The organism is Pseudonocardia hierapolitana (assembly GCF_007994075.1).
GTDB lineage: Bacteria > Actinomycetota > Actinomycetes > Mycobacteriales > Pseudonocardiaceae > Pseudonocardia > Pseudonocardia hierapolitana.
The window spans coordinates 3,718,624-3,731,926 of record NZ_VIWU01000001.1; the positions used below are offsets into that span (position 1 = coordinate 3,718,624).

General features: G+C 72.3%; 10 protein-coding genes. 6 read left to right on the forward strand and 4 right to left on the reverse strand.

Annotated elements, in window-relative coordinates:
* Positions 1-2: 2 nt before the first annotated feature.
* Positions 3-1,268 (reverse strand): MDR family MFS transporter, encoded by a 1,266-nt coding sequence (locus tag FHX44_RS17750; RefSeq protein WP_147256807.1) that lies wholly within the window; start codon positions 1,266-1,268, stop codon positions 3-5.
* A 145-nt stretch (positions 1,269-1,413) separates the two neighbouring features.
* Here FHX44_RS17750 and FHX44_RS17755 point away from each other — a divergent pair, with 145 nt between their 5' ends.
* From FHX44_RS17755 to FHX44_RS17770, 4 genes are read left to right on the forward strand one after another with little or no spacing between them, the layout of a single operon-like run.
* Positions 1,414-2,955, forward strand: coding sequence for an ABC transporter substrate-binding protein (locus FHX44_RS17755; protein ID WP_147256808.1), 1,542 nt, complete (start codon positions 1,414-1,416; stop codon positions 2,953-2,955).
* Positions 2,952-3,887: an ABC transporter permease gene (locus FHX44_RS17760; RefSeq protein WP_147256809.1), complete on the forward strand. Its 936-nt coding sequence runs from the start codon at positions 2,952-2,954 to the stop codon at positions 3,885-3,887. The genes FHX44_RS17755 and FHX44_RS17760 overlap by 4 nt, the downstream gene beginning before the upstream one ends.
* Positions 3,884-4,657, forward strand: a complete 774-nt coding sequence (locus FHX44_RS17765; protein WP_147256810.1) for an ABC transporter permease — start codon at positions 3,884-3,886, stop codon at positions 4,655-4,657. The genes FHX44_RS17760 and FHX44_RS17765 overlap by 4 nt, the downstream gene beginning before the upstream one ends.
* A gap of 35 nt (positions 4,658-4,692) precedes the next feature.
* Complete coding sequence (locus FHX44_RS17770) at positions 4,693-5,502, forward strand: TauD/TfdA family dioxygenase (RefSeq protein ID WP_170308943.1); 810 nt, start codon at positions 4,693-4,695, stop codon at positions 5,500-5,502.
* A gap of 515 nt (positions 5,503-6,017) precedes the next feature.
* On the opposite strand, the gene FHX44_RS17775 is transcribed toward FHX44_RS17770, so the two are convergent.
* Entirely contained in the window at positions 6,018-7,121 is a 1,104-nt protein-coding gene (locus FHX44_RS17775) for a globin domain-containing protein (protein ID WP_147261273.1), read from the reverse strand.
* Positions 7,122-7,510: 389 nt separating this feature from the next.
* Between FHX44_RS17775 and FHX44_RS17780 the strand changes: the two genes are divergently transcribed.
* A complete protein-coding gene (locus tag FHX44_RS17780; RefSeq protein ID WP_342792698.1) occupies positions 7,511-8,083 on the forward strand; it encodes a pyridoxamine 5'-phosphate oxidase family protein in 573 nt (190 codons plus the stop codon).
* A gap of 55 nt (positions 8,084-8,138) precedes the next feature.
* On the opposite strand, the gene FHX44_RS17785 is transcribed toward FHX44_RS17780, so the two are convergent.
* Together FHX44_RS17785 and FHX44_RS17790 are read right to left on the reverse strand one after the other, a co-directional pair.
* Positions 8,139-9,164, reverse strand: coding sequence for a tetratricopeptide repeat protein (locus FHX44_RS17785; protein ID WP_147256813.1), 1,026 nt, complete (start codon positions 9,162-9,164; stop codon positions 8,139-8,141).
* On the reverse strand, positions 9,161-10,417 hold the full coding sequence (locus FHX44_RS17790; RefSeq protein WP_147256814.1) for an ATP-binding protein: 1,257 nt from the start codon (positions 10,415-10,417) through the stop codon (positions 9,161-9,163). The genes FHX44_RS17785 and FHX44_RS17790 overlap by 4 nt, the downstream gene beginning before the upstream one ends.
* 249 nt (positions 10,418-10,666) lie before the next feature.
* Here FHX44_RS17790 and clpB point away from each other — a divergent pair, with 249 nt between their 5' ends.
* Positions 10,667-13,279: an ATP-dependent chaperone ClpB gene (gene clpB / locus FHX44_RS17795; RefSeq protein WP_147256815.1), complete on the forward strand. Its 2,613-nt coding sequence runs from the start codon at positions 10,667-10,669 to the stop codon at positions 13,277-13,279.
* Positions 13,280-13,303: the final 24 nt, after the last annotated feature.

A 13,303-nucleotide genomic window follows, 5' to 3' on the forward strand; every position in this document is an offset into this window, starting at 1 on the left:
GGTCACGGCGAGGCCGTCAGCGAGCCGCGCCGGGCCAGCATGCTGATGATCACGGCGCTCGCCGCGGGCACGCCCGCGAGCACCAGCCATGGCACGGCCGGTGCCGCCACCGCGGGGTCGAGCAAGGCACCCACCACGGTGCTGCCGGCGAGCACGGCGACCCCGCCGGCCGAGGACAGCACCCCGAAGTAGACGCCGAGCCGCCGCTCGCCTGCGAGCCGGGGGACGAGGTCCTGGGCGACGGGGACGGCGAGCATCTCCCCGGCGGTGAGCAGCACGACCATCGTCACGGCCGGCCACAGCGGCACGCCTGCGGTGGATCCGGGCAGCAGCACGGCGATCGCCACCGTGAGGAACGACAGGGCCATGAGCCCGAATCCGAGCACGATCGCGCGAGCCGCACCGATCCGGCGGCCCCACCGGGTAGCCGGCAGCTGCCCGGCGATCACCATCACGGAGGCGAGCACGAAGAGCCAGCCCAGTGCGGCCTGATCACCGGTGGCCCTGCGCAGCTCGGCGGGCAAGGCCAGGTAGAGCTGGTTGTAGCAGAGCAGGTAGCCGGAGTAGCCCGCCGCGAACGCCATGAACCGCCGGTTGCGCACCACCTCGGCCCACCCGGCGAGCACGCGCTCGCCGGCGTGCTGCGGGGGTCGGCGCGGCAGCCACCGCAGGTGGGCGAGACCGATCAGCACGAACACGACGGCGGCCACGAGACACGAGAGCCGGAACCCGACGGCGAGCAGCGACGCGCCGAGAAGTGGCCCCACGACGGTGCCGACCTGGCCGCTGATCGCGAGCATCGCGAACACGTCCGCCCGGGCGGGCCCGCCCGCCTCCGCCTGCTCGCCGGCCTCCCGGGCGAGGGACGACTCCACGGCAGGCGAGAACAGGGCTGCTGCGAACCCGGTCAGCATGGCGCCTGCGAGCACGGCCGGCAGGCTCTCGGCGATCCCGAGCAGGACGAAACCGGCGGCCCGGAGCGCGCAGCCGGCGAGGACGACCGGCTTCGCGCCGATCCGGTCGGTGAGCGTGCCGCCGACGACGAACAGGCCCTGCTGGCTGAAGGTGCGCAGGCCGAGTACGAGCCCGACCACCGCGCCGGCGAGCGCGAGGTTCTCCGTGAGGTGCGTCGCCAGGTAGGGCAGCACCATGTAGAAGCCGATGTTGAAGGCCAGCTGGGTGAGCACGAGGAGCCGCATGACCCGGGGCAGGCGGCCGAAGTCGCGCAGCGCACCGAAGCGGCGCCCCGCAGGCGCGGTGGTCGTCATTGCTGCCAACTACTAGCATCTGCCGCAAGGATGTGCCAAAGCCGGGCTGGTATGCATCCATGCACGTAAGTGCACTTATTTGACAGGTTGTACATACCTGCAGATGATCCGTGCGCCGCCTCCCCGATCGTGTGAAAGGCCCTCGATGCGCAGCGCACACCTGCACCGGTGCTCCGTCCTCACGGTCGTGGTGACGGTGCTGGCACTCTTCGCCGCGTGCGGTCGCGGGCCGGGCACGGACGGCGGCACGCCGGTGCCGGACGGCGAGCTGCGGATCGCCCCGCAGTTCTCCCCGCGCTCGGGGTACGCGATCGACACCGACGACCCGTACATCCTCACCCAGCTCGGCGTCACCGAGGCGCTGACCAGCGCCACGGCCGACGGGCAGGTGCGCCCGGCGCTCGCGGAGTCCTGGACGCAGGTCGATCCGCTCACCTGGCGGTTCGTGCTGCGTGCTGGAGTGACGTTCCACGACGGCACTCCATTGACGCCGGCCGCCGTCGTCACGGCGCTCGGCCATGTGGCCGGGGTCGCGGCGCCGCCGCGGGCGCTGCGCGGGCTCGGCCTGACCGTCGTCGAGGACGGCGCGAACTCCGTGCAGGTCGCGACGACGCATCCGGACCCGATCCTGCCGCTGCGGATGAGCAGCCCGAACGCTGTGATCCTCGCCGCGTCCGCCTACACCGGCGGCGCGCCTTCCGTGATCGGGACGGGCACCGGGCCCATGCGGCTCACCGCGGTGGAGGGCGCGCAGCGGGCATCGCTGGAGCGGTTCGACGGCTACTGGGGCGGCCGGCCTGCGCTCGCACGGGTGACCACAACGTTCGTCACGGACCCGGCCGCACGAGCTCTCGCGCTCCGGGCAGGCGACGTCGACATCGCACAGGGGCTGCCGGAGTCGTCGCTGCTGGAGTTCTCGGCGGGTTCGGGGTTCGACGAGCAGACGGTCGCCGCTCCCCGCACGGTCTTGCTGCTGCTGAACCAGTCGGCCGCCCCGTTCTCCGACCCGCGGATCCGGCAGGCGGTCGCACGAGCCGTCGATCGCACGGCGCTCGCCGAGCAGGCGCTGGCGGGGTCGGCGATCCCGGCCTCCGAGCTGTTCGGCCCCGCGGTCGCGTGGGGCGCCCACGAGCCGCCGCCCGCGCCCGACATCGAGGGAGCCAAGGCGCTGCTCGTCCAGGCCGGGCACGGTCCCGACAACCCGTTGCCGGTGCGGCTCTGGACCTACCAGAACCGCCCGGAGCTGCCCACGCTCGCCACGGCCGTGCAGGCGATGCTGCGCGAGGTCGGCATCGACGCCGAGATCCGGATCGGCGAGTACGGCACCCAGGAACCGGAGGTGCTCGCGGGCCGCTACGACATGTTCCTGCTCTCCCGCAGCTACCTCACGGATGTGCCGGACGCGGGCGCGACGCTGCGGAGCGACTACGCCTGCGACGGCTCCTACAACCTCAACCACTACTGCTCGCCCGCGTTCGACTCCTTGGTCGCCAGGCTCGACACGGCCACGGATGCCGGCACGCGTCAGGACGTCTTCCGCGCGGCCGCCCGCATGCTCGTCGACGACGTGGTCGGCGTTCCGCTCGTGCACTCGCAGGAGAACGGCGTCTCCCGGAACGTGGTCGGCTACACGCTCGACCCGATGGCGAAGCAGCTGGTGACGTCGCAGCTCGCCGTCACCGGATGATCATCCGTCGCCTCGTGTCGCTGCCCGCGGCCGTCCTGGTCGCGTCCGTGCTGATCTTCCTGCTGCCGCGGCTCGCCGGCGTGGACACCGTCCGTGCCGTGCTGCGGACCCGGGTGGCGGAGGCCGAGCCCGACCCGGTGGTCGCGGCGCGGGTGGCCGCCGAGCTCGGGCTCGACCGACCGTTGCCGGAGCAGTTCCTCCGCTGGTTCGGGCACGTCCTCACCGGCGATCTCGGGCTGTCGTACGCGACCCGCGCGCCCGTTGCCCCGCAACTCACGTCGGCGCTCGGCGTGTCTGCGGTGCTCACGGTGCTGGCGCTCGCGCTCGCCGCGGCGATCGGGATACCCGCCGGGGTGCACGCGGCCCGCCGCCCGGGAGGGCTGGTGGACCGGATCGTGACGGTGACGTCGGTGCTGGGGGTCGCCGTGCCGGAGTTCATCCTCGCGCCGGTGCTGGTCCTGCTGCTCGCGGTGGCGGTGCCGCTGCTCCCGGCATTGGGATGGGGCAGCCCGGCACAGGCCGTGCTCCCCGCGCTGACGCTCGCGGCGTTCCCGGCGGCGCTGGCGGCCCAGCTCACCCGGGCCGAGACGGCCGACGTGCTGTCGCGCCCGCACGTGGTGCTGGCGCGGGCGAAGGGCCTCACCGACGGCGTCGTGCTGTGGCGTCACGCGGCTCGGCTGGCGCTCACCGCCGTGACGTCGCTCTCGGGGCTGTTCTTCGCGGGCCTGCTCAGCGGGGCCGTCGTCGTCGAGGTCGTGTTCGCGGTGCCGGGGCTGGGCAGGCTGCTCTACGACGCCGTGCTCGGCCAGGACCTGCCGATGGTCCAGGCCGGGTTGCTCGCCGTCGTGGTCGTCGCCGTGGTGGCCGCGCTGGCCGCCGAGGTGCTGCAACTCGCGCTCGACCCGGTCGCCCGGGCGGCGGTGCAGCGATGAAGCGGCTGTCGGCCGGACTCCTGGTGGCCGCGGTCGCGATCGTGTGGCTGCTTCCGCTGGACCCGGTGGCCACCGATCTCACGGACCGCTTCGCGGCGCCGTCGCTCGTCCACCCGCTGGGCACCGACCACCTCGGGCGTGACGTGCTCGCCCGCCTGATCGACGGCGCGTGGATATCCGTCGGGCTCACCGCCGTCGCCCTGGTCGTCTGCGCGCTGCTGGGCACTGCCGCCGGTGTGCTCTCCGGCTACGCAGGCGGCGTCGCGGCCGGGCTCGTGCAGCGGGCCGTCGACGTCCTCGTCGCCATCCCCACGATCGTCGTCGGGCTCGTTGTCGCAGCGGTGCGCGAGCCGGGCACCGGCACGCTGCTGCTCGCGGTCCTCGTCACCGGGTGGTCGCCGTTCGCGCGGCTCGCGCACCACCTCACCCTCCGCGAGCGCGCGCGGGAGTACGTCGAGGGCGCGGTGGCGATCGGCGCCGGACCGGTCCGCATCGCGGTGCGCCACGTCCTGCCGAACGCGCTGCGCCCGCTCATCGCGCACGCGTGCCTCCGGTTCGCGAACGTTCTGCTGTCGATCGCCGGGCTGTCGTTCCTCGGCCTCGGCGTCCAGCCCCCGACGCCCGAGTGGGGGGTGATGCTCGCCGAGGGGCGGCAGTTCATGTTCCTCGCCCCGCAGCTGGTGCTGCTGCCGGCCACGGCGATCGTCCTCGCGGCGACGTGCGTCACCGTCCTCGGGCGCCGCTTGGAGCGCCACTGGTCCGGCACGTAGGCTGCTGTTGCAGATCACTGGCGACAGGAGCGGGTGTGGCGACGACCGAGGCGAGCGGCAGGCGGCTGGGCGATGTGCGGCCCGACCTGAAGGATGCGCTCGGCGCGGCCGGTGTCGTGCCCGCGCGGGTCGACGTGCGGGAGTGCCGCGCCGTGTTCGAGCGCGACGGCGTGGTGATCGTGCCGAACACCCCGACCGACCCCGACGAGCTGGTGGTGGCCGCCGGCCGGACCCTCGGCGGCCGGTTGCGCGCGCTGACCGGGATCCGCCCCCAGGGCGGCACCGACAGCCCGGCGCTCGGGCTGCACTCGGACGGCGCGAACGTCGTGGTCGAGGTCCACGGCCGCCGCGTGCCGCTGCGCGAGCCGGATGAGGACTACCTCTACATGCTCTGCTCGTCCCCCGCGCAGTCCGGCGGCGACTCGGTTCTGATCGACGGGTACGCCCTTGTCGACCGCCTCGCCGAAGCCGCACCCGAGCTGCACGCGTTCCTCGCCCGCTGCGACGTCGACTACTTCGGCGGATGGCGCACGCCGGCCCGGGGGGTGCCGGCGACGCCGCTCGTCCGCAGGCTCGTCGAGTGGACCCGCGGGGGGCGGCGCGTGGTGCGGGCGAGCGACTACGCCGCTCCCGTGCCCCGCGAACCGCGGTGGGACGAGCACATGGCGTTCCTCGACGAGTACGCCGACGTTCTCGCCACGGCCTTCGACTGCGCCCCGCGATTCCGGCTCGAGGCGGGCGATCTCATGGCGCTGGACAACTACCGGATCCTGCACGGCCGCGACGCGTTCCGCGGAACACGGGAGCTGCACGTCCTCGCCGTTCGCTCGGCGGACGCCTGGTAGGAAGTGGTCAGCCGGCGGAGCGGGCTGTTCCCGATCCCTCCGGAAGGACGAAGTCGGGCAGCGCGACGGTTTGCTCATCGGCCGCCGTCGTAGTGCGAAACCCGAGTTTGACCGAGTTCCCGGAAATGCTGGTTACGGTCCAACTTCGGGATCGAAGCGAAGATCGACTTCGACGTGCCCTGCTTCCTCATGATGAACGTAGTTGATGCACGGAGGCGGAGGCTGGGCAAAGCCGGTACCTGCTGTTCACATGAGAACGCCGAGAACGGTGACGATGACAACGGTAGCTCGGGCCAGTGAACGGCTGCGGACGCTACGGCCATGTCTCTGCACGCACTGAGAGTGGATCTCCCTCTGGGCTCGAACAAGAGAGATCGAGAACGGTCAGCCCAGGAGAGGTCACATGCTCATACGGGGAGTTACCGACATCCCCGAATGGCCTAGTCGCGCGAGTGATGTGGTTCCTTTGTGCGAGCCACCGACGTTCGGTGGAGCGTCCCGCCATGTGCCCGGTACTAGTCCATCGTGAACGGGTCGTACTTGATCCGGTCGAGCGGCGTGCCGGCGACCAGCATCCGGGAGACCGTGGCGCGGATCATCGCGGGCGAACCGCAGACCAGGACGTCGTGGTCGGCCCAGGCGCCGTAGCGGGTGACGACGTCGGCGAGGGTGCCGTGCTCGGCGCCGGAGGAGCCCTCTTCCTCCTCGACGACGGGGATGACGTCGAGCCAGGTGTTGCTGTAGGAGAACTTGCGCAGGTTGGCGAAGTCGTAGAGGTCGTCCCAGGTGCGGCCGCCGACGAACACCTGGGTGCGGGGTTGTTCCGGCCGATCCGCGATGTCCTCGAGCAAGGCCTTGATGGGGGCCATGCCGGTGCCGCCGCTGACCATCAGCAGGTCGCGTCCGGTGGTGGGATCGACGTGCATGCGGCCCATCGGGGGGCCGATGCGCCAGGTGTCGCCGATGCGGGAGTGGGCGACGATGGCGCGGCTGACCCAGCCGCCGTCGACCGCGCGGACGTGGAACTCGAGCGTCCCGTCCTCGCGTGGGGCGTTGGCGGGCGAGAGGTAGCGCCACAGCCGGGGGCGTTGCGGGGTCTCGACGCTGACGTACTGGCCCGCGCGGTACGGGATCGGCTCGCCGGTCTGGACGGTGATGATCGCGAGGTCCCAGCCGAGGCGCTCGTGGCCGACCACCCGGCCGAGCCACGACGCCGGCCCGCGCTCGGCCTGGGCCGCGGTGCGCATCGCGGTGGACACCGCGGAAAAGGCATCGACCCACGCGTCGCGCACGGTGGGAGTCCAGGCGGGGCCCGCGGTGGTGGCGATCGCGGTGATCAACGCTTCGCCGACCGCATCGTAGTGCTGGGCGACGACGCCGAACTTGCGGTGGTCGCGCCCGAGCTGCTCCAGGAAGGGCACGAGCTCATCTGGCTGGTCGACCATCTGCACGACGTGCACGAGCGCGCGCATGAGGCGGCTGCGCTGCACCTCCATGTTGACCGGGAACAGGTCCCGGGTCTCCGGTGCGATCCGGAACAGGGTGGCGTAGAAGAGTCGCCCCATCTCCTCGACCTGCGGCTCGACCTCCGTCCAGCTGTCCCTGATGAGCTGTGTCAGGCCGTGCTCTTCACCGCGGGGCTCACCGATGCTGGACAGATCAGCAGTGAGCAACTGTTCAGCGGTCATGAAGGCCGGCTTCTTCCTGCTCGTCGGAACGGGGAGCACGGGACCGGGGTCCTCGGGGCGCCAGCTTATCGCGCTGAACGGTCTTCGGTGACTCTTCAGCGCTCGGATGGCACGGTGGAGCGGTGGCTCCCCGAACCCAACCTCTCGCCCAGACCCGCCCGACGACCGTCCAACGCACCGTGGAGGTGGCGTCGCCGTCCGTCGAGTGCGATCCGGTGCCAGGTTCGGCGGGTGAGCATGCCCTCCAGTGCGCTCATGGCACGGAAGCGCGCGCTCACCGCTTCTACGCCGAGCAGGTCAGAGATCGTTTGCTGCCGACCATGGTGGCGTTCGTCCAGCGGATGGAGATGGTGTTCGTGGCCTCGGCGGATGCGCGCGGTGAGTGCGACGCGTCGCTGCGCGCCGGGCCTCCCGGGTTCATCCGCGTCCTCGACGCCCGCACGCTCGCGTACCCGGAGTACCGCGGCAACGGCGTGCACGCGAGCCTCGGCAACATCTCGGAGAACGCGCACGTCGGCCTGCTGATGGTCGACTTCGTGGAGGACCTCATCGGGCTGCACGTCAACGGCACGGCCCGGATCGTGGAGGCGGCGGAGTTCGCCGCGGCGTTCCCGCAGGTGCCGACGGACTCCGAACACGGACGGCGGGCGGAGCGGTGGGTCGTCGTCGAGGTCGAGGAGGCCTACATCCACTGCCGCAAGCACATCCCGCGCATGGCGCGCGTGTCCGAGAAGCGGGAGTGGGGCACCGACGACCCGGGCCGCAAGGGTGGCGACTACTTCCGGGCGAAGGAGACGCCGCGGTGGCGGCCACGCCCGCACGCCGGGCGCAGACGTTTCCCGAGCACCACCCACCTCGGCGGAGGCAGCTCGCGGGTCCTGCGGTCCCGCTGACCGGCGGAGTGGACGCGGTTTCACGTGGAACCGGAGGCCGCGCCCGCCCGCCCGGTCAGAACCGGCGTAGCTTTCGCAGCGCCCCGACGACCAGCGCCAGCACCGCGAGCAGGCCGAGTACGAGCCACACGAGCCCCGCGAACACGCCGAAGCCGGTGACGGCCACCGCGAGGAAGAGGAGCGCGCACGCGGCCAGCCCGAGGTAGGTGACGCGCAGCGGTCCGTCCCTGCGCATGGCCGCCAGCACCGCCGGCCGGGTGCCGGTGGGCAGGTCGTGCACCGTCCACCAGGTCAGCAGCCCGATCGCCAGCAGGGAGACGGCGGCGGCGATCCGGGCCGGCCAGGTCGCCTCGTCGACCTGGCCGGCCGAGGCCGCCACACAGGCGATCGTCGCCGGGATGAACAGCATCCGCAGCCGCCACGACAGCTTCCAGAGCACGAAGGCGATGGTCCGCAGCACGATCGGCATCGTGGGGTCGAGCGACCCGGCCTCGACGAGGCCGCGCAGCCCCTTCGCGGGATGACCGGTGTTGATGTCGAGCACGGCGAGGTCGTGGCGGGCGAGGGCGTTCTGCGGGTCCAGCCGCAACGCCTCCTCGTAGGCCCGGCGGGCGGTCTGCCGGTCGCGGATGTCGTCGGCGATGTCGGCGACCAGGAGATGCGCGGCCGAGGACTCCGGATCGAGCGCGACCGCGTGCCGCGCGGCGTCGTAGGCCTCGCGCTTGCGGCCCGCGACGGAGAGCACCCGCGCGCAGGTCCGGGCGATCTTGGGATCCTCCGGACGCAATGAGCCTGCCGTGAACGCGGCCCGCACGGCATCGTCGTGCCGGTTCAGCCCGGAGAGCAGCGAGGCCCGGATCTGGTGGTGGCGGGCCTCCTGGGGCTCGAAGGCGATCGCCGCCTCGGCCGCCACGAGCCCCTCCGCCTGCCGGTCGGCGAGATCCAGCACCCACGCCAGCTCGCTCAGCAGCCCGGCGTCGTGCGGAGCGGCGGCCAGCGCCTCGCGCAACGTCCGCTCGGCGTCGTCGAGCCGGCCGAGCAGGCGCAGGTTCTCGGCGCGCTGCAGCGCGGCATCGCTCACAGCTTCTTGTTCTTCCGCAGGTACGCCGACAGGTCGTCGTACTCGCCGTCGGTGTTGGCGAACGCCACCACGTTGCGGGCGGTGGCGAACCACGGCCCGGTGCTCGGGCGGATCTCCCTGACGGCCGCCTCGAGGTCGTTCGTCGTGAGCGCGTGCAACCGGCCGTCCCGCATCGACAGCGCGAGGGCGCGCTCGGCCGCGGTGGTGCAGATGTGTGCGAGGTCGGCGCCGGAGAAGTGCTCCGTGAGCTTGACGATGCGTTCGAGGTTCACTTCCGACACCGGCCGCTCCCGCAGGTGGTAGCGCAGGATGGAGGCACGGGCGGGAGCGTCGGGCGGGAGCACGAGCACCATGCGGTCGAACCGGCCGGGCCTGCGCAGCGCGCTGTCGATGTCCCACGGGTGGTTGGTGGCGCCGAGGACGAACACGCCGTCGTTGTCGGAGGTGACCGAGTCCAACTCGGAGAGCATCTGGTTGACGGTGTTGCGCATGCTCGTCGAGTGCGCGAGGTGCGACCGCTTCTGGCCGAGCGCGTCCAGCTCGTCGAAGAACAGCACGCAGGGGGCGCGGCGGCGGGCCTCGGCGAAGATCTGGGCGAGGTTGCGCTCGCTCTGCCCGGTGTACATGTCGAGGACGTCGGAGATGCCGACGCTGAAGAAGCTCGCCCCGAGCTCGCCCGCCACCGCCCGTGCGATGAACGTCTTGCCGCATCCGGGCGGGCCGTAGAGCAGGAGGCCGCCGGAGAGGCTCTTGCCGAACGCCTTGGCGAGCTGCGGGTTGCGCATCGGACCGAGGAAGGAGAGCTCGAGGCGCTCCTTGACCTGCTCCATGCCGCCGACGTCGGCGAGCCGGACGCCCGGCTGCTCGATGTCCTCGACCACCGGCGAGGGCGCGTCGTCCTCGGCGGGAACGGGTTCCGCGATGCCGGCCACGTCGTCCTCGGCCCGGGTCCAGTCGTAGCCGCGCAACCGCTGCGGCTCGGGCCGCGGTGGGGCCGGCGGCGGTGTGACGGGCGGCGGCGTGACGGGCGGTGGCGCGGCCGGTGGGGCCATCGTGGTGGTGAGACGCTGCAGCAGCGCGAGGGCCTCGGCGTTGCCCGGGTCGCGGGCGAGCGCCTGGCTGCAGTGCTGCAGGGCGTCGGCGGGCCGGCCGCGCTCGGCGAGGAGCCCGGCCACGTGCAGCCGCAGCGGGACGTCGTCGGGAGCGGCGTCGACCGCGGTGAGCAGACTGGTGAGGAGCACGTCATCAGGCATCGGTCGGAGTATCGCTTGCGGGCCGACGCCGTCTTGCGGGGGAGGCGCGCGGGGAGCGCGGGACGAGCGACCGAGCACCGGCGGAGCAAGACGGCGTCGCCGAAGGCCCGCAAGCCCGCCGGAGCGAAGCGGAGGCAATCGGGCGCCGAAGATTGGCCCTTGAGCGGAACACACTCAACTTTCCTGACGTTGTTCCTCTCGACGGGCACGATGGTGCCCGGACGACCACGTGCAGGAGGAACCGAGGGGATGGACTTCAACCCCACCACCAAGACGCAGCAGGCCATCTCGGCCGCGGCGCAGGCGGCGGCCCTCGCCGGCAACCCGGACGTGGGGCCTGTGCACCTGCTCGGCGCGCTGCTGGCCCAGACCGACGGTATCGCCGCGCCGCTGCTCGCCGCGGTCGGTGCCGACGCGGCGGCCGTGCGCAGCGAGCTCACCCAGCTCGGCAACCGGCTGCCCTCCGCCTCGGGCTCCACGGTCAGCGCGCCGCAGCTGTCCCGCGAGGCGCTCGCCGCGATCAACACCGCCCAGCAGCTCGCCACCGAGATGGGCGACGAGTACGTCTCCACCGAGCACCTGCTCGTCGGTCTCGCGTCCGCGCGCAGCCAGGTGGCGGATCTGCTGCGCCGCCACGGCGCCACACCCGACGCCCTCCGGGAGGCCTTCACCAAGGTCCGCGGGTCGAGCCGGGTCACGAGCCCCGACCCGGAGGGCACCTACCAGGCCCTGGAGAAGTACGGCGTCGACCTCACCGAGCGGGCGCGCAAGGGCGAGCTCGACCCGGTGATCGGGCGCGACACCGAGATCCGCCGCGTCGTGCAGGTGCTCTCGCGGCGCACCAAGAACAACCCGGTGCTGATCGGCGAGCCGGGTGTCGGCAAGACCGCCATCGTCGAGGGCCTCGCCCAGCGGATCGTGGCGGGCGACGTCCCGGAGTCGCTGCGCGGCAAGCGGGTGGTCGCGCTCGACCTGGGCGCGATGGTCGCGGGCGCGAAGTACCGCGGTGAGTTCGAGGAGCGGCTGAAGGCCGTGCTCAAGGAGATCACCGACAGCGCGGGGCAGGTCATCACGTTCATCGACGAGCTGCACACGATCGTCGGCGCAGGCGCCACCGGTGAGGGCGCGATGGACGCCGGCAACATGATCAAGCCGATGCTCGCCCGCGGCGAGCTGCGGATGGTCGGTGCCACCACGCTCGACGAGTACCGCCAGCGCATCGAGAAGGACCCGGCGCTGGAGCGCCGGTTCCAGCAGGTGCTGGTCGGCGAGCCGTCGGTCGAGGACACCGTCGGCATCCTGCGCGGGCTCAAGGAGCGCTACGAGGTGCACCACGGTGTCCGCATCACCGACGCCGCGCTCGTGGCCGCCGCCACGCTGTCCGACCGCTACATCACCGCCCGGTTCCTGCCGGACAAGGCGATCGACCTCGTCGACGAGGCGGCGTCGCGGCTGCGGATGGAGATCGACTCCAGGCCCGTCGAGATCGACACCGTCGAGCGCGCCGTGCGCCGGCTGGAGATCGAGGAGATGGCCCTGGAGAAGGAGTCCGACCCCGCGTCCGTCGAGCGGCTGGCCGCGCTGCGGGCCGAGCTGGCCGAGCAGCGGGAGAAGCTGTCCGCGCTCACCGCGCGGTGGCAGAACGAGAAGCAGGCCATCGAGTCGGTGCGCGAGCTGAAGGAGCAGCTGGAAGGGCTGCGCGGCGAGTCGGAGCGCGCCGAGCGCGACGGTGACCTGGGCAAGGCCGCCGAGCTGCGGTACGGCCGGATCCCGGCGCTGGAGAAGAAGCTCGCCGAGGCCACGGCGGTCACCGCGCCCGACGCCGACGTGATGCTGAAGGAGGAGGTCGGCCCCGACGACGTCGCCGACGTCGTGTCCGCGTGGACCGGCATCCCCGCCGGGCGGCTGCTCGAGGGCGAGACCGCCAAGCTGCTGCGCATGGAGGACGAGCTCGGCAGGCGCGTGGTCGGCCAGACCGAGGCCGTCCGCGCGGTGTCCGACGCCGTGCGGCGCGCCCGCGCCGGGATCTCCGACGAGAACCGGCCCACCGGGTCGTTCCTGTTCCTCGGCCCCACCGGCGTCGGCAAGACCGAGCTGGCCAAGGCGCTCGCGGAGTTCCTGTTCGACGACGAGCGGGCGATGATCCGCATCGACATGAGCGAGTACTCCGAGAAGCACTCGGTCGCCCGGCTGGTCGGTGCCCCGCCCGGCTACGTCGGCTACGACCAGGGCGGGCAGCTCACCGAGGCCGTGCGGAGGCGCCCGTACTCGGTGGTGCTGTTCGACGAGGTCGAGAAGGCGCACTCGGACGTCTTCGACACCTTGCTGCAGGTGCTCGACGACGGCAGGCTCACCGACGGCCAGGGCCGCACGGTCGACTTCCGCAACACGATCCTCGTACTCACCTCCAACCTGGGCTCGCAGGCCATCGCCGACCCGGGGCTCGACGACCGGGGTCGCAAGGACGCGGTGATGACGATCGTCCGCCAGCACTTCAAGCCGGAGTTCCTCAACCGGCTCGACGACGTCGTGGTCTTCCACGCGCTGTCCACGGAGGAGCTCACCGCGATCGTCGACATCCAGCTCGACCGGCTGCGCCAGCGGCTGGCGAAGCGCCGGCTCAGCCTGGAGGTCACCGACGCCGGGCGGGAGTGGCTGGCGATGAACGGCTTCGACCCGGTCTACGGGGCGCGGCCGCTGCGCAGGCTCGTCCAGTCCGCGATCGGCGACCAGCTGGCCAGAGAGCTGCTCGCGGGCGAGATCCGTGAGGGTGACGCGGTGCGGGTCGACCTCGATCCCACGGCGGAGGGAGGCACCGGCGCGCTGATCGTCGGGCGAGGGCTTCCGGCCACGATGATCTAACGCCCCCGTGGCGTTCACGGTCGT